The organism is Shewanella goraebulensis, from assembly GCF_030252245.1.
Classification (GTDB): Bacteria; Pseudomonadota; Gammaproteobacteria; order Enterobacterales; family Shewanellaceae; genus Shewanella; species Shewanella goraebulensis.
Window position 1 is genome coordinate 2,246,031 of sequence record NZ_CP126972.1, and the last position, 20,745, is coordinate 2,266,775.

Below are 20,745 nucleotides of genomic sequence, written 5' to 3' on the forward strand. Positions count from 1 at the left end.
CTAGTTATATCAGACAATTGTAAGGTGAACAAATCATCCCAAGGTTATAGCTAGTATCTAAACGCGAGAATTTCTCAATGCATGATAATTTTTAAGTTATATGGTTTTACGCTTTTTTATCATGATTTAAATGATATTCAATGTAGCGTTGTCTTTTTTTAGGCTTTAGCGCATGAACATCAACGAGTACCAAGCCATCTATACAGTTACCAAAATCGGTATCAATACCGAAATCAAGAAACTTGACCCCGTCACCTTGGCACAGTTCACCGTATTGTTTATAAAGAGGTGGCACTGCAGCCCCCATATTGGCTAGAGTGTGTTTTAACACCTTGAAACAACTTGAATAGTCATCATCTACATATAAACGGTTTAATTGGTGTAAGCGTTCATCAGTGAACTGGTATGGAGTATTTGACTGAGCAAGCTTATCTAGCATGGCAAAATGTTGTTGGTAAAAATGAACCATCATTTCTTTGGCTTGTTCTGGTAATTGATCGCTAATAGACACGGGACCAAATAAGTATCGGAACTGCGGGTTTTTAGCCAAATACGCGCCAATGCCTAACCAAAGGTAGTCAAGGCTTCGCTTGCCCCAGTATTTAGGTTGCACAAAACTTCTACCAAGTTCCAATCCACTTTCGAAATAGGGCGCGAACTCTTCAGAGTAATTGAACAAGGATTGACTATATAGCTCTGTTTTACCTTGTTGCTCATGAACTTGTTTTGCACTGGCAAATCGGTACGAGCCTACTATCTCTAAAGCATCTTTATCCCATAGGACTAAGTGTTGGTAGTACGGGTCGTATTGATCATTATCTCGGCGATTACCGCTACCTTCGCCTACTGCGCGAAAGGCAATTTCCCGCAAGCGACCAATTTCTCGCATAATCGGGCTGCAATCGAGATGCTGATATAGAAATATTTGTTTGTTGTCGTGAGTTTCGCCCAGTAATTCACATTGGTGTAATGCATTTTGTAATTCAGTGCGCGACTCAGGGTGAGCAATGGCATTTTGAGTGGCAAATATTGGGCTACGGTCTTTTCCGATACGATATAGGTGATTCTTAAGTAATTGCACTTTGGTTTTGCGGGAAAAGTCATTACTGGTAATGGCTTCTTTAGGGATTAACTTGCCAATTCTTACAGGCATGGTGCGCTTAGCTTGTTTGAACATCTCTTTGACTAATAGCAAACTTGCTAATGGTTTGTATATCATTGAGGCGCCATAAAAAGCGGCTGAATTTTTTGCATCAACATATATAGGTAATAGTGGTGCGTTACAGGTATTGGCCATTTTTAAAAAGCCTGAATGCCACTTTAAATCTGTTACACCTGTCGGTCTTAATCTAGACACTTCACCTGATGGGAAAATAAGCACAGCGCCTTCATTTTTAAGATGACAATGGATGTTTTCAAGATGCTGCCTAGGCGTGCCGCCAGACATGTTATTAACAGGCAGCAGTATTGAATGCATTGGCTCTAATGCCATTAATAGCTCATTAGCCACAACTTTTATGTCAGGTCTCACTTGGCTAATCAATTTGATTAATGCGAGTGCGTCGAGTGAGCCAATAGGGTGATTGGCGTAAATCACTACTCGACCTTCAATGGGAATATTTTCTATTTCATTACTTGGCACAGAGTAATTAAAGTCGAAGCAATCCAAGACGTGCTCAACAAAATCAACGCCCTTTAAATATGAAAACTCAGCGGCAATGTCATTACATTGTTTTTCATTTAATAAATAACGCAGCATGGCCTTTGTAGGGGTTGCTAACCAGGGAGTTTTATTTAAATTAGGTAAGTTTTGTTGAACCACATTCTCTACGGTAAAAATCATTGTAATGACCTTTTTGCTCTTATCAAGTTGATGTGCGTAGCGTTCTAAACACGTCCTTCGCTATGCCACTTTTTGTTTATATTCCGGTGTTTGTTGTACATTTAGCTGAAATTGTTTGAGTACTTTTGTGGTTGATGATTCGTCACTCCATCGTAATAGCTGTAATTCTCCGGTGAGTGTTTCAGCTATCAAGGTACAGTTCTCAACCCAGTCGCCATCGTTGGCATAAATGATGTCATCGTGAAGGGAAAGTTCTGGCTGATGAATATGTCCACAGACAACTACTTGAACATCTTGTGTTTTGGCATATCGAAGGACAGCATCACGGTACATATCTATGGCATGCTGAGCTTTGTTTACCCGCAATTTCACGTAACTGGCTAATGACCAATATGAAAAACCACAAGCATGTCTTATCTGATGCAGCTTACGGTTTAGGAATAGTAAGACATCGTATAAATGATCGCCGAGCTTGGCGTAAGTGCGACTGATACAGACCTCAGAATCAAATTGATCGCCATGAAGCATCAAGACTTTTTCACCACTAATGCATTGGTGGACATATTGATTAGCCATGGTAATTCCCCAAAAATGAAAGTCGGTATATGACTTAAAGGCTTCATCATGGTTTCCAGGTATGTACTTAATTTGAGTGCCATCTTTTGCGAGTTGCAATAACTTTTGCAGTACCAAATTATGGTTTTCAGGCCAATAAACACGCTTTTTTAATGCCCAGATATCAATAATGTCGCCAACTAAGTAAATCTGGTTAGCCTGTGTTTGCGATAATAGGTTTAATAAAAACTCAGCTTTACAATCTAGGCTCCCAAGGTGGACATCAGAAAGCCAAAGGGCGTTAAAATTTTGTTTGATGTTAATAGGGGGAAGGTCGATTCCATCTGAGGAGGTCGTTTGTGAAAATGGATTAAAGCTTGCTTTGCTATCAACATGACTTTGAGACATTTACGCTTCGCTTAACAATGGATTTCAAAGCTAGCTTAGGGGATGTTTTTGAATAATAGATGACGTAATCATGTCAAATTGGTGACAAGGTTAATAAATTGTTGGTTCTATCAAGATTAGCTTTGCGGATCTTTTTAAAGAAAATACCAAACTAGAAAGTGATAAGTAATTAATGATTTAATTGCTTTATACGCCGTAATTATTGATGTTGCTGAAATAAAAAAGGAGTAACTGAATCAGTTACTCCTCTTAATATCTTTACACCGCAACTTAATCAGTAGCAGTGAAATGATTTACTTAGCAGCATTAATGATGGCGCGTGCCATATCATCAGCAACATCACCTGTAGTACGGTTGTCTTTTTCCGCTTCATCAAAGATTTTAGTTAGCGTGTTATAAATCTCTTCAACTTTAGCTGTCGATTTAGCAGCATCATAATCACTTTCAAACGAAACATTGATGATACCACCAGCATTAATCACGTAATCTGGTGCGTATAAAATACCTTTTTCTTTAAGTGTTTCACCGTGACGCACTTCTGCAAGTTGATTATTTGCACATCCAGCAACGATGGTTGCTTTTAACTGAGGAATAGTAGTGTCATTGATTGTTGCACCTAATGCACATGGCGCGTACACATCTACATCTTGGTTATAGATGTCTTGTGGTGCCACGATAGTTGCTCCAAATTCAGTGGCAACTTTATCAAGTGATGCTTGATGGATATCTGTAACGATAAGTTCAGCGCCTTCTTCATGTAAATGCTTACACAAGTAGTAACCAACGTGACCAACACCTTGTACTGAAATCTTGAGGCCTTTAAGGCTGTCAACACCGCGCTGATGCTTAACTGCGGCTTTGATACCTAAATACGTGCCTAATGCAGTGAAAGGAGATGGATCACCACTCTTACCTTCAAGGCCAGCCATATATGGGGTTTCTTCATGAGCAATCATAATATCAGCAGTTGATACGCCTACGTCTTCTGCAGAGAAGTATTTGCCGCCGAGAGTATGAATGCAACGGCCAAATGCACGGAATAATGCTTCTCTATCTGTCATTTTCGGATCGGCAATAATGACTGATTTGCCACCGCCCATCGTTAAACCTGCAAGAGCATTTTTGTATGTCATGCCACGAGAAAGACGCAGTACATCGTTTACTGCTTCATCATCTGAATCGTAGTTCCACATACGACAACCACCTACGGCAGGGCCTAGGTTGGTGTTATGAATTGCAATAATTGCTTTTAAGCCACTTTCTTGATCGTGACAAAAGACGACTTGTTCGTGGTTATCAAACGATACATGATTAAATAAAGCCACTTGTGTTCTCCGCTGTGCGATAAAATAGTCGTTAGAGTGTATGGGATAACGACTGCTTGTTATTATTTATTGCAGAACGATAGCATTTAGCGATACTCTCAACAAAGATAGATTCATATAATTTTGTGATCTACGTGGCAATTTAGCTTGCCACTTTACGTAAACGTAAACTTTTTATGCGTTTCGTTACATTTGTCACCTTTTTTGAGGTGTTGATGTTATTTTTATGATGGCAAATATAACAATAAAATAGGAAGAAACAATGACCGAGTCAGTGGCCGAGCCGAAAACAGAACAGCAAGATCCTGAAGTATTAAGACAGCAGTGGGTTCAAGCGCAATTTCAAAAAGCCAACCGCTTCCTTGCAGAGAAAGGGGTCATCCCATCCAAAGTACTCGCTGATGAAAGCCGTTATTTAGTGCCTTACCTCGCTATTTGGAAAATGGAGTCTAAGCAACCAACTAAGCAAACTTTCTGGGTGATGTCTGGTGACTTACCTTCAGATTATGTAGATGTAAAAGTCGCTGGAACTGCCCGTGAAGCTATCCGTCATTTCTCAATGATGTGGCAACTTAAAGCAGAGAACCTACATAAGTCAGGCGTTACACGCGATGAAACCCAGCTGAAATTTGCTAACTTATTAGTTTCTCGCGCTGAGAGTTTATATAAACTTCAAAATGATGAGAAATTGTGGGAAGAACAAGCTTAAATCTTACCTGATAAGTTTGAGTTAAGTTTTATACTTATCAAACGAATAGCGATATTAAAAAAGGCACCTTAAAGGTGCCTTTTTAGTTTAATGCATTAATTATTAATACTCGCTTTTAACGTCAGCTATAAGCCTTAGTTTTCATTAATGTTTACGCTATAAATCATCTGCCTATTTACTTTCTAAGTGGCGCTGCATTAAGTTGTTATTCACTTCAGCCATTGATAGTTGTTGATCTTCTAACAATACAATTAAGTGATACATTAAATCAGAGGCTTCATTGATTAACTCTTCTTTATCATGAGTCGCTGCTGCTAGTGCAGTTTCTAAACCTTCCTCACCGACTTTTTGCGCAATTCTTTTAGTGCCACGCTCAAATAAAGAGGCGGTATAGCTTGAATCAGCACTCTGTCTTTTACGAGAAATAATTAAGTTGGTTAAGTTATCGATAAAAGGGTGGGCGTTACCGTCAGGCCAGCAACTTTCAGTACCCGTATGGCATGTTGGACCGTTAGGTATAACTTGAATCAGTAAACTGTCATTGTCACAGTCTTTATCAATTGCCACTAAATCTAATGTGTTGCCAGAGGTTTCCCCTTTAGTCCATAAGCGCTGTTTTGAACGACTGAAAAAGGTCACCTTGCCAGTTTCTAAGGTATATTCTAATGCGGTTTTATCCATATAACCTAGCATTAATACTTTACCAGTAAGGTGATTTTGAACAACGGCTGGGATCATATTGTCTTGCTTGTCCCAAGCAAGTGTAGATATATCAAAATTTACTGTTGAAGATTGGGTCATCATTTTTACTCTTCTTTTCTTGTTCATATCAGTTATCGATTATGCAAACTATCTATTAAAGGCGTATTGCAATGTTTTCATTGGCTAAATATTGCTTTAGCTCATTGATATCGATAATGCCTTTATGGAACACACTCGCGGCTAGTGCTGCATCTACTTTAGCTTGTTCAAAAACATCTTTAAAATGAGTCATTGTACCTGCACCGCCTGAAGCGATTAACGGTACATCACATATCGCTCTGACAATACTGAGTTGTTTTATATCATAACCGCCACGTACACCATCTTGGTTCATGACATTAAGTACGATTTCACCACAACCACGTTTTTGCACCTCTTCTACCCAATCCTGTGTAAACCATTGAGTATCTTTGGTGGCAGCTTCATCACCAGTAAATTGCTTTACTTTATAACTGTCAGACTTAGCGTCGTAAAATGAGTCAATTCCAATGACGATACATTGGCGACCAAATTCATCTTGTAAACGTGATATTAAACTTGGATCGGTTAATGCTGGTGAGTTAATCGAAATTTTGTCTGCGCCAAAAGCCAACATTTGTCTAGCTTGTTCAACGGTTTTAATGCCGCCAGCAACACAAAAAGGAATATCGATTTGTGCTGCAACACGGCTAACCCAAGACTTATCAATGACTCTGTCATGGGCGCTTGCGGTAATATCGTAAAAAACCAGTTCATCAGCGCCTTCGAGTGCGTATCTTGCTGCTAATGGCTCAATGTCACCGATGACTTCATGGTTTCTAAATTGAACCCCTTTAACCACTTGTCCATCACGAACATCAAGGCAAGGAACTAAGCGTTTGGCCAACATGTAATAGCCTCCTCAACAGTGAAGTTCTCGATTAAAAGCGCTTTACCTATGATGATGCCGTCAGCTTTGCTGTCTCTTACTGCAACGACATCATCAAGAGTGGCAATACCACCAGAGGCTTGCCAATTAATATCTGGATAAGTTGTAGCAAGCTCTTGATACAAATTAGTGTTAGCGCCTTGTAAGGTGCCATCACGGCTGATGTCGGTCACTAGAGCGTGCTTAAGACCTACAGTACTAAATTCACTTACGAGAGATTCAAGTGACTTGCCACCACCAGTTTGCCAGCCCGATACCGCAACAATTTTTTCGCCTTGCTCATTAATGTTTACGTCTAACGCTAAGCAAATGGCGTCACTGCCATATTTTACAAACCAGTTTTTAACTAACTCAGGCTCTTTTACCGCTAATGAACCGATAACAACGCGCTTAACTCCGATGTCGAGTAACTCTTTTACTTGTTGTTCGCTACGAATACCGCCGCCTACTTGAATATCTGTTTTTAAGCCTGCGACTAACTCTGAAATCAGTTTGATTTGACGTTTTTCAGGATCTTTAGCTCCGGTTAAATCAACAATGTGCAGTAAATTTGCACCTTGTGCCTCATAGGATTGAAGTTGAGATAGTGGACTTAAATCAAAGGTCGTTTTTTGTTGGTAATCGCCCTGATAAAGTCGGACAACTTGACCATCGATTAAATCAATTGCTGGAATAATCATGCTTGGTTCCCCATATTTAGGAAATTCTGTAATATTTTTGAGCCAATAGCAGCGCTTTTTTCTGGGTGGAATTGCACGCCGAAAAAGTTGTCTTTACCAATTGCGGCGCTAAATTGTTCGCCGTATTGCGATGTGGCAATAGTGTATTCGCTGATTGGTGCTTTAAAGCTATGGACGAAATACACATAGCTACCATCTTCAATATCAGCAAAAAGAGGGTGGTCAGATACCGTAATTTGATTCCAACCCATGTGCGGTAAAGGTAAACCTTGACTGTTTAAATCGTTTATTTGAGTTGGGATTAGCCCTAAGCATTCGATGTCATTGTCGCTACGACCACCATGTTCGTTAGATTCATCAGTCATCAACTGCATACCTAAACACACGCCCAAGACTGGTTGAGTCAGGCTTTTGATGATGGTAACTAAGTCTCGGCTAACTAATGCATCCATCGCTGCACCTGCAGTACCCACACCAGGTAATACTACTCTGGCAGCTGACTTAATAACGTCATGATCCGCCGATACAATGACATCTGCTTGTAAACGCTCAAATGAGAATCTTACAGAGCTTAAGTTAGCGCAGCCCGTATCCAGTATCACTGTGGTATTTTGGCTAGTTTTTGTTGTGGTATTTGTCATTGCTACAACCTTTAAAGAACGCCTTTACTTGATGGCAAAATATCGCCTTCGACTTTCACTGCTTGACGAAGCGTTCGGCCTAGCACTTTAAATAGAGCTTCAACTTTGTGGTGATCATTATCGCCATCAGCACTGATGTGTAATGTGCAGCGAAGTCCGTCAGCAAATGAGCGGAAAAAGTGCGGTACCATTTCAGTGGCCATTTCACCCACCATTTCACGATCAAATTGAGCATTAAATTTAATCAAAGGTCGACCTGAGATATCCATTAAACATTCACCATTAGCTTCATCCATGGGCAGACTAAAGCCAAAACGAGCGATGCCTCGTTTATCTCCAAGGGCTTGACGTAGGGCATCACCAATGGCGAGAGCAGTATCTTCAACACTGTGGTGGTCGTCAATTTCTAGATCGCCATCAACAGATACATCCATTTTAAAATTACCGTGAGTTTGAATTTGATCTAGCATGTGATCGAAAAAACCAATGCCAGTATCAATTTTACCTTTGCTGGTGTCGTCTAAATCGATATTTACTTTGATGTCTGTTTCTTTGGTGGTGCGAACCACTTCACTACTGCGACCTTTATTAAGCAAGGCATCGGTAATCGCTAACCAATCGAGGCTTTCACGTGCATATTGGAAACTGACAATGCCCATTGCATTGGCAAGGTCTACATCAGTGTGACGATCGCCAATAACCGCTGAGGTGGTGAAATCAACTTTACCTTGAGTTAAGTAATCTTTGACTAGGCCAAGCTTTGGTTTACGGCAGCTACAATTTTCATGATCAAAATGCGGACAAATCACCACGTCATCAAACTTAACCCCTTGGCTTTCGAAAATCTGCATCATCATATTATGAGGTGCATCGAAGTCTGCCTGCGGAAACGAGTCAGTGCCTAACCCATCTTGATTAGATACCATCACCAGTCGATAGCCTGCATTTTGTAACTTCAATAAAGAAGGAATGACTTGTGGCTCAAATACTAGTTTATCTAGACGATCTAATTGTTTATCGATGGCAGGTTCTTCTACTAAGGTGCCGTCTCTATCGATAAATAAAATTTTCTGCTTCATGGGACTTCCTTTAATATTTCATTATTCTGTTTCGTTACCGGGCGCTGACTTACTAGCTCTGCTTCAAAGCTGATAACTTAATTAATTTTTTTGACTAAAAATGGCAATGAGTCGGTCAGTATCAGACGGCTCACTAAAGCTGAATCGAATGCGGTTTTGTAAACGGGCATCTTTATAGGCTCTTGCCACAATGCCAGCTTGTTGAAGTGCATGGCTAACTTCTGCTGTATTTTCAAATTCTGCTAAAACAAAGTTCCCATTAGCGGGTAATACTTTAGCGCCATATGCAGTTAATGCTTGGCTTAGGCGTTTGCCTTGTTCTGCAAGTCGTTTTACTTGCTGCTCCATTAGAGCAATACCCTTGGAAGATAGCGCCTTTTCTGCCACTTGAGATACCGGTAGCGGGACAGGGTAAGGGGCTATAACTCGCATGATTAAATTAATGATGTCGGTATTTGCCATTAAAAACCCACAACGTGCACCTGCTAAAGCAAAAGCTTTAGATAAGGTTCTAAGTACGACTAAATTGGGATAAATTTCTACTAAATCTGCAACTGTGTAGTCTGCTGAAAACTCAATATAAGCTTCATCTACCACGACAATCTTATTTGGCATCGCGTTAATGGCTTGTTCAATCGATTGTTTATTGATGATGGTGCCGGTGGGATTATTGGGGTTACAAATGAACACGATTTTGGCATCAGCAGTTTGCTTAGCAAAACCAGTTGGTAATTGATACTCATCGTTAAGTGATAGGTTTATTACATCAATATTAAACGTTTGTGCGCTAATGGCGTACATGCCGTAAGTTGGGCCAAAACAAGCAATGCTGTCTTTACTCGGAGTACAAAAAGCGCGTATCAATAATTCAATACCTTCATCAGCGCCGCGAGTCGATACGATGGATTGAGCTGCCACACCTGAATAATCACTATAAGCATTAATCAAACTTTCAGGTTGACACTCTGGGTAACGGTTTAGTTTGTCTAAATCACTATTATTGAATGGTGATTCATTAGCATTGATCCACACATCGCCGCGACCGCCAATACGTCTAGCACTTTCATAGGGCGTTAATGCCAATAACTCAGGTCTCGCTAACTGTTCAGCTAGGCTTAAAATGCTATTAGGTGCTATTGAGTCAGTACTTTTTGTGTTTACATTGGCCATTATCAATTCTTCTGTTATTTGCTTTCTGCTATGTGTTTTCAATCATCAATTTTGTTAGTTAGCGTTACGACTTATCTGTCAAAAATCTTGAACTATAAAGTACTCAAACGAATCGCAACGGCATTTTTATGAGCATCTAATAATTCGTTTTCAGCTAATACCATTACTGTTTCCCCCAAGCTCTGCAGACCTTGCGGTGTTAGCTCTTGCACAGTGAACCTGCGGCAAAAATCTGCTAATGAAAGACTCGATACGCTGCGGCTATAACCATATGTTGGTAATACATGGTTGGTTCCGCTGGCGTAATCACCCACTGATTCAGGTGTGTAAGCGCCTAAAAATACACTGCCAGCAGCGCGAATATTGGCAAGTATCGCTCTTGGATTTTCAGTTTGAATAATTAAATGCTCTGGTCCGTATAAGTTAGAAACAACCGCTGCTTCTGCCATGTTTTTAACGATAATCGAGCGACTACAACTTAACGCTTGCGCAGCAATATCTTGTCGCGACAATTGCGCCAGCTGTTTTTCAAGCTCACAATTTACAGCATCTGCAATAGCTATTGATTCTGTTACTAACATGACTTGTGAGTCTGGGCCGTGCTCTGCTTGAGACAATAAATCAGCTGCAATAAAAGCTGGGTTTGCTTGCCCATCAGCAATCACGAGTACTTCAGAAGGACCAGCTGGCATATCAATCGCAACGCTACAACGACCATCTTGTGACACTAATCGTTTCGCTTCAGTAACAAAACGATTGCCAGGGCCAAAAATTTTATCGACAGCAGGAACTGATTCGCTGCCAAAGGCGAGGGCTGCAATAGCTTGCGCGCCGCCAACTTGGTAAATCTCGGTGATGCCACAAACCTTGGCTGCATAAACAATAGCGTCATTGATTGGCGGAGGACTGACTAATACGCGCTGCTCACAACCTGCAATTTTTGCAGGTAAAGCTAACATCATCACTGTTGAAATCAGCGGAGCGCTGCCACCAGGAATATACAAACCCACTTTTTCAATCGCTTCAGAGCGTAATTCGCAGCGTATACCAGGCTGAGTTTCTACATCTATAGGATTGAATTTCTGTGCTTGGTGAAAAGTATCAATATTGCTAACTGCATTTGCGACAGCTTGCTTAACTTCAGATGATACTCTTTTACAAGCTTGCTCAATTTCATCTGATGCTAACGCGATTGATGAAATCTCCACACCGTCGAAACGTTGGCTATATTGCTTAAGTGCGCTATCACCATCTGCTACAACAGTATTAATGATGTCACGAACGGACTGCTCAACACTGTTATCACCAATCAAGGGCGAGCGTGATAATGCTTGCTGCTGAGATTCAGTGCTTAACTGTGCCCAATTCAGGATTTGCATTGATTGTTTAGTTTGCATTCGTGGCTCCGCTACTACTATTTTGGCTCTGACTATTTGAAACGTTACAGTGCGAGTTAAATTAACCTGCCATTTTCTCTATTGGCATAACAAGAATAGAACTTGCACCTAATGCGGTTAATTCTTCCATAGTGTCCCAGAATAAATCTTCAGTGCTCACGGCGTGGATAGCGACGCGATTGGTATCATCATTAAGTGGTAATACTGTTGGGTTTTCTGCACCAGGAAGTAAAGCAACAATTTGGTCTAATGTTTCTCGAGGGGCGTGTAAAAGGATGTACTTGCTTTCACGAGCCCGGACAACGCCATTCATACGAGATAAAATTTTGTCAATTAATGCTTGTTTGCCTGGCTCTTGCTCTTCAGCTGATTGAATAATACAAGCCATAGATTGATAGATAATGTCAGTTTCATACAAGCCGTTAGCTTCAAGGGTTGCACCGGTAGACACTAAATCGCATATACCATCAGATAGACCTGCACGAGGAGCTACTTCAACCGAGCCTTTTAACATACAGTCACTGTAGTTAATGCCTTTCTCTTGCATGTAACGACGAAGCAGGTTTGGATAAGAAGTTGCAATACGTAAACCTTCAAGTGAGCTAGCATTTTCATAGCTAAATTCGTTAGGAACAGCAAGTGATAGCCGACATGCGCCAAAGTCTAATTCGCGAAGTTTTACACAGTCAGCTGGCTTGCCTAACGTTTGACGTTCTATTTGTTCTTCTTCTAGAACATTCTCACCAATAATCCCTAAGTCGACGACTCCATCCATCACTAAACCTGGAATATCATCATCACGAACACGAAGTAAATCGATTGGCATATTATCAGCGTGAACAATTAATCTTTGCTCATTAACGTTGAATTTTACGCCACAACTTTTGAGTAGTTTTTGTGACTCTTTTGAAAGTCTACCTGATTTTTGTATCGCTATACGCAGTCTGTTATTTTCACTCATAATGTAACCCCTAATAAATTTAATATAAAAACAATAATTTAAAGCCTAAAAACTAAAAAACCCCTGAAATTTCTTTCAGGGGTTTGTGTATATTTTTACAACCGCCTGAAGGAAATAGTCCTCCGGCAGTGAGCATCCGAAGGCTACCGCAAATGGTGATGATGATGGTTTGTATTGATTCGGATGAACATAATAAATTCTCTTTTAAATTAGCTTGTGTAATTTCATTACAGACAATCTAACCCCTTTTAAATTTGTTTGCAATACAGAATAAAGACTAATTGTGATTTTTTTTAAAATAAAAAACATAACTTATATCAGTATGATTTATAGAGTTATTTTTACACTGCTTGTGTATACAAGTTCGTTAAAAGTAGTCATTAAATTAGCTATCAATACAAGCTAATCTCATTAGTGAAATAAAGTATTGGAAATTTTCTTTCATTGTTAAGCGCACTAATTAATTAGATAATACGATCATTATGATTAAGTACATCGGTTTCTCCCAAATAGTGATGCAAATGAGTCAATTTATAAGAGTTAATTGTGAGCAGTAGGTTACAAAAAGAAGTTGAATTGGCTTTTTCTTCTGTGGGCGCTTTAGCTAAAAGTGTTCATCAATATCGCCCGAGACAAAGTCAGTTTGATATGGCAATGGCTGTGAGTAGTGCAATTGCTGATAAACATAATTTGATTTTAGAAGCGGGTACTGGCGTAGGTAAAACTTATGCTTATTTGATTCCTGCATTGTTAAGCGGTAAACAAGTCATCATTAGTACTGGTAGTAAAAACTTACAAGAGCAATTATTTTTTAAAGACTTACCTCTGCTACTGAAGATGTTTTCTGTTGCGCCCAAAATTGCATTATTAAAAGGCCGTAGTAATTATTTATGTCAGCTAAGGCTTGAAAAAAACCTACAGCAAATCAGCCAAATGTCGCCTCAAGTAGTTGATGAACTGATCAAAATAAATCAATGGGCGAGTATGACCAAAGACGGTGATACCGGTAATTTAACCTCTGTTGCTGAAAATTCTGCCACTATCGCGACTGTCACCAGTACTAAAGAGAGCTGTACGGGTAAAAGATGTAGTTATTACGACGCATGTTTTAGCCGTAAAGCAAAAATTAAGGCGCAAGATGCCAAAGTGGTAGTAGTGAATCATCATTTATTTTTTGCTGACAGGTTACTTAAAGACACAGGCTTTGCTGAGCTATTACCAGAAGCTGATGTTGTCGTTTTTGATGAAGCCCATTTAGTCCCTGATGTGTGTATTAACTATTTTGGGCAGCAAATTTCGACTCGAGATATTGACCGTTTACTTAATCAAGTTATCGAAATTTACCGCACTGAACTGCGTGACAGTATTCAATTAGAACAACTTAGCCAACGCATTTTAGTGAAACTATCCCATTGGCAAAATGAGTTACTGGAAGCTGAAGTAACAGATTGGCGTCAGGTAATATCCAACAAATCACTGGCGACGCACTCATGGGATTTATTAAAAGAACTTACCTTGATATTAACGGTGACTACAGAACATGTTGGTCGAAGTGAGTTGCTAGATGATGTGGTGACACAGTTATCAGCTGTGATTGGTAATTTACAAAGCTATTTTGAATGTAACGATCAAAACGCTGCTTATAGTGTCGAGCCAAGTGGACGCTTTACCATGTTACGAATTGCGCCTATTAATATTGCTAAACAATGTCAGCAATTATTTGATAAACAAACTCAATGGATTTTCACTTCGGCTACTTTGCAAGTTAATCGTCAGCTAAAACATTTTGCAGATGAACTAGGGCTTGGCAAAGTTAAACAAATTATCCTCGACAGTCCGTTTGATTATCCCAATCAAGCCTTATTTTGTGTGCCAAGACATTTGGCAAAGTCTGGGCAGTCGGCCGCGAATGTAAATCAATTAGTCGATGTGTGCACTCAAGCGATAAACGCCGCTCAAGGTCGTACCTTTATTCTGTTCACTAGCCACCATATGTTGCAGCAGGTAGCTATAGCGCTACAACGAAAGGTTAATTATCCTTTGTTAGTACAAGGACAAGCGAGTAAGCAAAGCTTGTTAAATAAATTCCGGCAGCTTGGTAACGGGGTACTCTTAGGAACAAGCAGCTTTTGGGAAGGGATTGATGTAAGAGGGCGGCTATTGAGCTGCGTAATAATCGATAAGCTCCCATTTGTGTCACCAGATGACACCCTATATCGAGCCAGAGCAGCTAACGCAGAGAGAAGTAATAAAGACCCATTTAATACTATTTCCTTGCCACAAGCTGTCATTAGTTTAAAACAAGGTGTCGGCCGGCTTATTAGAGATGAAAAGGATCGCGGAGTATTAATATTGTGCGATAACCGCATTGTTAATCGACCCTATGGTGAGGCATTTATTAACTCATTGCCGCCAATGAGCCGTACTCGTGATTTAGATGCCGCGTTAAGCTTTTTAAAAAGTATCCCATAAGTTATTATATTGACCATTATTTAAAGATTTACTCTAGGGTTAACACGTCTTACATGACTCAAATTGATTCAAATTTAACGATACTTGCATTAGATACATGTACAGAATCTTGTTCTGCTGCGTTATTACATCAGCAAGGTTTACATACCCGTTCAGCTAATGCTCCAAGAGAACATAGCCAACGCTTATTACCTATGGTTGATGAAGTACTAAAAGAAGCTGAGATTAAAATTGCGAATGTAAACTTGATTGCATATGGCCGTGGACCAGGTAGTTTTACTGGGATCCGTATATGTACCAGCATGACGCAAGGGCTAGCATTGGGTCATGATATTCCTGTTATTGGGATTTCAACTTTGGCAGCAATGGCGCAAATGGCGATTGATTCAGCCCAAGCTAAACAAGTTTTTGTTGCGATTGATGCACGAATGAATGAAATCTACTGGGCGCAATTTGTTGATATCGATGGCATTGCGACCTTAGTTGGCGACGAGCATGTAACTAACCCAGATAAAGTACTCATTAGTTTGGATACCAAACAAGAGATCATCTTATGTGGTACTGGTTTTGATGCTTACCCAGATTTATTAACTGATATTGACTCAACCAAGATGTCTGATATTAAATTACCCGATGCTGCAGCAATGATAAAACTTGCTCAGGTCGGTTTCGCACAAGGTTTATCAACGCCAGTTGATGATTTAGCGCCTGTATATTTACGTGATACGGTGACTTGGAAAAAACTTCCGGGAAGAGAATAAATCCGTTAACCTCAAATTCGTTAACGTCTTAGTTTATTCAAAATGGTTTATTCAATTTAGTTTCAGAAAATAATAGGAGGACAATTTTAATGCAATCTACAATATATTCGGCCATTCAGCCATTGTCTTCTTATAATCCTTTCTCGCTCAATAAGAGTGCTGCAACACAGGCTATTAAACAAAACAGCTCAGCAACTAAAGTTGATGGTTTGAATGACATTTCCGCCATCAATAAACAAGCGAAAGTAAATGAAACTGTTAATAGTCAGCTAGGAGGCCAGCATGAAAGCCATGCTGACTTGAATTCTATTTTCGATCAGCAAGTATTGTATTTTGATGAGTCAGCGATTAAGTCTGCTGTTGATGCAAAAGTACAATATGACAATCAAACATCGACTAATGCTCAACAGCATCACTCCCAAGGAAGTGCAGGAGCGATAAAAGAATACTTGCTTAACCAGCATGCTGTTCAGCGAGAACAAATTCAACAAATGGTGGGTATTGATTTATATGCATGATCCTAAGCCGAAAAGCTTATCTGCTATTCCTTCTAAAGGAATATTCTTCCTAGAAGTCCTTGTCGCATTCCTTATTACCAAACTCCCTTTTATCAGTATTCCGTTTAAATGGTTTGAAAGTTATTTCCATGAGATCTCTCACGGGCTTGCTGCAATTGTTTCTGGCGGAATGGTTAACCAAATTCAATTGTTTCCAAATGGCGCTGGTTTGTGTTTTACCCAAGGTGGCTTTGCACCGTTAATTACATTTAGTGGTTATTTTGGCGCAGCTCTTTGGGGTTATCTTATTTTTTTGTTAGCGACTTGGCGTGCGGGGATTCGATTAACCCTAGGTTTATTAGGTTTGACCGTTGTCGCTTCAATTTTATTTTGGGCTCGAGATTTATTAACCATTGCTATTCTTATTAGCCTTGCTTTATTTTTACTACTGCCACTTAAATTTGACCATTCAAGTTGGTTGAATAGTTTACTTCGTATGCTCGGTCTTATGATTATCCTTAATGCCATGACGAGCCCAACAGTGTTATTTGGCTTATCAACTCAAGGCGATGCGGCTAAACTTTCACAGTTAACATGGCTGCCGTCTTGGATATGGGTCATCATGTGGGTAGCGTTTAGTTGCTTTATGTTATGGATGTGCTGGCGAAGAGTTGACGACAACAAGCCACAAACAGTTTAGAGTGATCGACTTAGCAATCTTTGCCGTATCAGTTGCTGTTTTTAAAAGACAATTTCTTCAGGGAGAAGACAATGAAACGTACGTTACTGTTAACCACCGCGCTTGGTTTAAGCACGTTAGGTTTAGCTACCGTTAGTCATAGTGTAATTGCACATGACCATGCAAGCAGCGAAAAATCTCAAGCTGTTAAAATTAATCCTCAATTAGCAGCTGCGGTTGCGAGTGATTTTCGCAGCGAAAAAAATACTGCCCGTGATAACTACCGTAATCCAGCTGAGACACTTGCATTTCTTGGTATTCAAGCAGATGACACAGTGATCGAATTATGGCCTGGAGGTGGTTGGTATACTGAAATTTTAGCCCCTTATTTAGCTGAAAAAGGCCGATACATAGGCGGGATTTTCGAAACAAATCCAAAAGAAGATACCAAACGTACTCAGTATTACGCTAAAGCAGGTAAAAAGTTTGAAGCTTGGTTAAGCGACAATAAAGAAGCCGTTGGTAATGCATCGACTGTGACTTTTCAGCCTCCTGCATCAGTTGATTTAGGTATTGATAACAGTGCAGATTATGTACTGACGTTTCGTAACCTTCATAACTGGGCTGGACAAAAACAGTTAGAAAATGCCTTTACTTCGTCTTATAAAGTATTAAAAGATGGCGGTGTTTTTGGTGTTGTAGAACATCGCGCTAATCCTGGTATGTCTTTTGACAGTGGCTATATGGATCAAGCTGAAATGATCGCGTTAGCTGAAAAAGTAGGTTTTACATTCGTAGCATCTTCAGAAGTTAATGCTAACCCTAAAGACACCAAAGATTACGCCAAAGGCGTGTGGACGTTACCTCCACGCTTAGCACTTGAAGATGAAGATAAGCAAAAGTATCTTGATATAGGTGAAAGCGATCGCATGACACTTAAGTTTGTAAAAAAAGCGAAGTAAGCTTTTTAATAGCCTTTACAAGTCACCTTTTTGAATACTTAAAAGTATTCTGCAAGATAAGAAGTCATCAATGAATGAGCCAATTGTAAAATCGCCGCAATATGAGGATGTCGATTTTCAATTGGCTCATATTCGTTTAGCGGCAAAGCGATACGGACAAAAAGATAAACCCATCTTATTAGCGCTTCATGGCTGGTTAGATAATGCAGACAGCTTCGTGCCTTTAGTTGCAGCATTTGAACAACAATCGCTATTTGAAGACTTCCAACTCATTGCGATTGATTGGCCAGGCCATGGCTTATCACAACATCGACCAGGGCATTATCCATTGCATTGGATTGATTACCTCTATGATCTCGATGAGTTAATGACCAAGTTAACTCAAACACAGCCCGTAAGCATTATTGGTCACTCCTTGGGAGGAATCGTTGCAGCTGCTTATAACGCAGCTTTTCCTGATAAAGTCACCCAATTAATATTAATTGAAGCACTATCGCCTATATTTGAATCAGCTAAACATTCTAAAGATCGTTTAAATAGAAGCTTTAAGCAGCATCACCGCTTTAATCAATCCAGGATGAATGTTGAAAACGAAAGTCAATTGGCACCTAATGAGCATATTCGTGGCTTAACCATCGAGCGTGCGGTAAACGCACGGCATCAGTTAACGGGAATGGACAAACAATGGTGTGAGTTAATTATTAAGCGCAATCTTGAAATTAAAAATCAGCAATATTGTTGGAAAAGTGATCCACGTTTAAAACTGGATTCGCCTTATAGATTAACCTTTGAACAGGTTGATGTTTTAATGAGCGTCAGTGACACACCTTGTTTATTAATATTAGCCGAACAGGGCTTTAAACAGTTAAAATTAGCTTTGCCCCAAGCAAAGTTGTGGTTTAACCATTTAATGTATGTGCAAATTGAAGGAGATCATCATTTGCACATGGGCAGTGCGGAGCAAGTTGCTAACAAGATTAGAACATTTATTCTAAATTAAGTATCTTGAGGTGCAAAATCACTAGGATTTTATTTTCATTTATGTGATTATGGTCTGAATTTAAACGGTCGTATGATTTTTAGTATGGCTGAAAATAATAATTATCAATAACGTTTTTACTGTAACTAGTAACAATAATAAGAATTTACGCTAGTGTTGATGCAGTGATCTTTGACACCTTACTTATTGAACTAATTGGTTCATAAAAAGTGTCAGGATAAATAGGAGAAAATTGTGGACCAGCCTTGGATAAATAACTTACCAGAACACGTACCGGCAGAAATTGATACTCAGCAATTTGCTTCCTTAGTCGATATGTTTGAATCTGCAGTATCAAAATACGCTGATCAACCTGCATTTATTAATATGGGGGCGACGCTTACTTACCGTAAGTTAGAAGAAAGAAGTCGTGCATTTGCAGCCTATTTACAAAATGAATTAAAGCTTGAAAAAGGTGACCGTGTTGCCTTGATGATGCCAAACTTACTGCAATATCCTATTGCATTATTTGGTGTCTTAAGAGCGGGTATGGTAGTGGTAAACGTAAACCCACTTTATACCCCTAGAGAACTAAAGCACCAACTAGTGGATTCAGGTGCTAAAGCCATTGTAGTCGTTTCAAATTTTGCACGAACTTTAGAAGAAGTTGTTGCTGAAACGCCTGTTGAGTCCGTGATTATTACTGGTCTTGGAGACCAACTAAGCGCGCCTAAACGTACTTTGGTTAACTTTGTCGTTAAATACATTAAGAAGATGGTACCTAAGTACAACTTACCCCATGCGCTTTCTTTCAGACAATCGCTAACTAAGGGCCGTCGCCAGCAATATATCAAACCTGAAATTACCTCAGAAGATTTATCATTCCTACAATACACTGGCGGCACTACAGGTGTATCAAAGGGGGCAATGCTAACCCATGGAAACGTAGTGAGTAATGTTCTACAAGCAAACGGTGCTTATTCACCGGCGCTTAAAGACGGAACTGAGTTCGTTGTCACTGCATTACCGCTTTATCATATTTTTGCCCTTACAGTAAATTGCTTACTGTTCCTTCATAAAGGCAGCAAAAACCTATTAATTACTAACCCGCGCGATTTGCCAGCTTTTGTAGGCGAGCTTAAAAAATATCCTTTTACTGCGTTAACAGGCGTTAATACACTATTTAATGCCCTAGTTAATGATGAAGATTTTAAAAGCCTTGATTTTAGTCGATTGAAATTATCTATCGGCGGCGGCATGGCTGTGCAAAAAGCTGTTGCTGATAAATGGCAGAATATTACTGAGACTCGTTTATTAGAAGGTTATGGCTTAACAGAGGCATCACCTCTGGTAACTTGTTGTCCGTATAACCTAGAAGGTTACAATGGATCAATTGGTTTCCCTGCGCCTTCAACTGACATTCAAATTCGAGATGATGAAGGTAAGGTGTTAGCACAAGGCGAAACTGGAGAACTTTTTGCTAAAGGCCCACAAGTAATGAAAGGCTATTGGCAACGCCCAGAAGAAACAGCCAAAGTGATTGATAAAAACGGTTGGTTAGCCACAGGTGATATTGGTTACATGGATGAAAAGGGTTTTTTCTTTATCGTTGACCGTAAAAAAGACATGATTCTGGTTTCTGGTTTTAACGTTTTCCCTAATGAAGTTGAAGATGTAGTTGCTCTGCATCCGAAAGTGATTGAGGTTGCTGCAGTCGGTGTACCGAATGATGCCAGCGGGGAATTGGTTAAAATATTTGTCGTGGCTAAAGATAGCAGTTTAACTGAAGGCGATATTATTAAGCATTGTCGTCATCATTTAACAGGATATAAGGTACCAAAGCTGGTAGAATTCAGAGATGAGTTACCAAAATCCAATGTAGGTAAGATTTTACGACGAGAACTTCGAGACGAAGTTAAATCAGCGTAAAGTAGAGCCGGCAATAGCCGGCTTTTTAT

19 protein-coding genes are annotated in these 20,745 nt (G+C 39.8%); 8 read left to right on the plus strand and 11 right to left on the minus strand.

Features of this window, described 5'->3' with window-relative positions; genetic code table 11:
* Positions 1-106 precede the first annotated feature (106 nt).
* From QPX86_RS09400 to QPX86_RS09410, 3 genes are all read right to left on the minus strand, one after another.
* Entirely contained in the window at positions 107-1,843 is a 1,737-nt protein-coding gene (locus tag QPX86_RS09400) for a lysophospholipid acyltransferase family protein (RefSeq protein WP_285165013.1), read from the minus strand.
* Positions 1,844-1,903: 60 nt separating this feature from the next.
* The gene (locus QPX86_RS09405; protein ID WP_285165014.1) at positions 1,904-2,806 is read right to left on the minus strand and encodes a UDP-2,3-diacylglucosamine diphosphatase; all 903 of its coding nucleotides are present in this window, start codon (positions 2,804-2,806) and stop codon (positions 1,904-1,906) included.
* Between the two features lie 293 nt (positions 2,807-3,099).
* Positions 3,100-4,131: a Glu/Leu/Phe/Val dehydrogenase dimerization domain-containing protein gene (locus tag QPX86_RS09410; protein WP_285165015.1), complete on the minus strand. Its 1,032-nt coding sequence runs from the start codon at positions 4,129-4,131 to the stop codon at positions 3,100-3,102.
* 262 nt (positions 4,132-4,393) lie between these two features.
* Here QPX86_RS09410 and QPX86_RS09415 point away from each other — a divergent pair, with 262 nt between their 5' ends.
* Positions 4,394-4,840 (plus strand): DUF4826 family protein, encoded by a 447-nt coding sequence (locus tag QPX86_RS09415; protein ID WP_220755397.1) that lies wholly within the window; start codon positions 4,394-4,396, stop codon positions 4,838-4,840.
* Between the two features lie 171 nt (positions 4,841-5,011).
* On the opposite strand, the gene hisIE is transcribed toward QPX86_RS09415, so the two are convergent.
* The 8 genes from hisIE to hisG all read right to left on the minus strand — a co-directional run bounded on the left by hisIE (position 5,012) and on the right by hisG (position 12,437).
* Positions 5,012-5,644: a bifunctional phosphoribosyl-AMP cyclohydrolase/phosphoribosyl-ATP diphosphatase HisIE gene (gene hisIE, locus QPX86_RS09420; protein WP_285165016.1), complete on the minus strand. Its 633-nt coding sequence runs from the start codon at positions 5,642-5,644 to the stop codon at positions 5,012-5,014.
* Positions 5,645-5,696: 52 nt separating this feature from the next.
* Positions 5,697-6,470 carry an imidazole glycerol phosphate synthase subunit HisF gene (hisF, locus tag QPX86_RS09425; RefSeq protein WP_285165017.1) on the minus strand — a complete coding sequence of 258 codons (774 nt, stop codon included), beginning with the start codon at positions 6,468-6,470 and terminating at the stop codon, positions 5,697-5,699.
* Positions 6,452-7,189, minus strand: coding sequence for a 1-(5-phosphoribosyl)-5-[(5-phosphoribosylamino)methylideneamino]imidazole-4-carboxamide isomerase (gene hisA / locus QPX86_RS09430; RefSeq protein ID WP_285165018.1), 738 nt, complete (start codon positions 7,187-7,189; stop codon positions 6,452-6,454). The genes hisF and hisA overlap by 19 nt, the downstream gene beginning before the upstream one ends.
* Complete coding sequence (gene hisH / locus QPX86_RS09435) at positions 7,186-7,830, minus strand: imidazole glycerol phosphate synthase subunit HisH (protein WP_285165019.1); 645 nt, start codon at positions 7,828-7,830, stop codon at positions 7,186-7,188. The genes hisA and hisH overlap by 4 nt, the downstream gene beginning before the upstream one ends.
* Positions 7,831-7,841: 11 nt before the next feature.
* Positions 7,842-8,909 carry a bifunctional histidinol-phosphatase/imidazoleglycerol-phosphate dehydratase HisB gene (gene hisB / locus QPX86_RS09440; RefSeq protein WP_220755402.1) on the minus strand — a complete coding sequence of 356 codons (1,068 nt, stop codon included), beginning with the start codon at positions 8,907-8,909 and terminating at the stop codon, positions 7,842-7,844.
* Positions 8,910-8,990: 81 nt separating this feature from the next.
* Positions 8,991-10,079, minus strand: coding sequence for a histidinol-phosphate transaminase (gene hisC / locus QPX86_RS09445; protein ID WP_285165020.1), 1,089 nt, complete (start codon positions 10,077-10,079; stop codon positions 8,991-8,993).
* 92 nt (positions 10,080-10,171) lie between these two features.
* On the minus strand, positions 10,172-11,458 hold the full coding sequence (hisD, locus tag QPX86_RS09450; RefSeq protein ID WP_220755413.1) for a histidinol dehydrogenase: 1,287 nt from the start codon (positions 11,456-11,458) through the stop codon (positions 10,172-10,174).
* A gap of 79 nt (positions 11,459-11,537) precedes the next feature.
* Positions 11,538-12,437, minus strand: a complete 900-nt coding sequence (hisG, locus tag QPX86_RS09455; protein WP_220755404.1) for an ATP phosphoribosyltransferase — start codon at positions 12,435-12,437, stop codon at positions 11,538-11,540.
* A gap of 546 nt (positions 12,438-12,983) precedes the next feature.
* On the opposite strand from hisG, the gene QPX86_RS09460 reads away from it, so the two are divergent.
* From QPX86_RS09460 to fadD, 7 genes are all read left to right on the plus strand, one after another.
* Entirely contained in the window at positions 12,984-14,909 is a 1,926-nt protein-coding gene (locus QPX86_RS09460; RefSeq protein ID WP_285165021.1) for an ATP-dependent DNA helicase, read from the plus strand.
* A 53-nt stretch (positions 14,910-14,962) separates the two neighbouring features.
* Entirely contained in the window at positions 14,963-15,670 is a 708-nt protein-coding gene (tsaB, locus tag QPX86_RS09465; protein WP_220755406.1) for a tRNA (adenosine(37)-N6)-threonylcarbamoyltransferase complex dimerization subunit type 1 TsaB, read from the plus strand.
* An 89-nt stretch (positions 15,671-15,759) separates the two neighbouring features.
* Positions 15,760-16,188 (plus strand): hypothetical protein, encoded by a 429-nt coding sequence (locus tag QPX86_RS09470; protein WP_285165023.1) that lies wholly within the window; start codon positions 15,760-15,762, stop codon positions 16,186-16,188.
* Positions 16,181-16,867, plus strand: coding sequence for a M50 family metallopeptidase (locus QPX86_RS09475; protein ID WP_285165024.1), 687 nt, complete (start codon positions 16,181-16,183; stop codon positions 16,865-16,867). Before QPX86_RS09470 ends, QPX86_RS09475 begins: the two co-directional genes overlap by 8 nt.
* A gap of 71 nt (positions 16,868-16,938) precedes the next feature.
* Positions 16,939-17,808: a class I SAM-dependent methyltransferase gene (locus QPX86_RS09480; protein ID WP_285165025.1), complete on the plus strand. Its 870-nt coding sequence runs from the start codon at positions 16,939-16,941 to the stop codon at positions 17,806-17,808.
* A gap of 70 nt (positions 17,809-17,878) precedes the next feature.
* Entirely contained in the window at positions 17,879-18,808 is a 930-nt protein-coding gene (locus QPX86_RS09485; protein WP_220755410.1) for an alpha/beta fold hydrolase, read from the plus strand.
* A 234-nt stretch (positions 18,809-19,042) separates the two neighbouring features.
* Complete coding sequence (fadD, locus tag QPX86_RS09490) at positions 19,043-20,716, plus strand: long-chain-fatty-acid--CoA ligase FadD (protein WP_220755411.1); 1,674 nt, start codon at positions 19,043-19,045, stop codon at positions 20,714-20,716.
* Positions 20,717-20,745 lie beyond the last annotated feature (29 nt).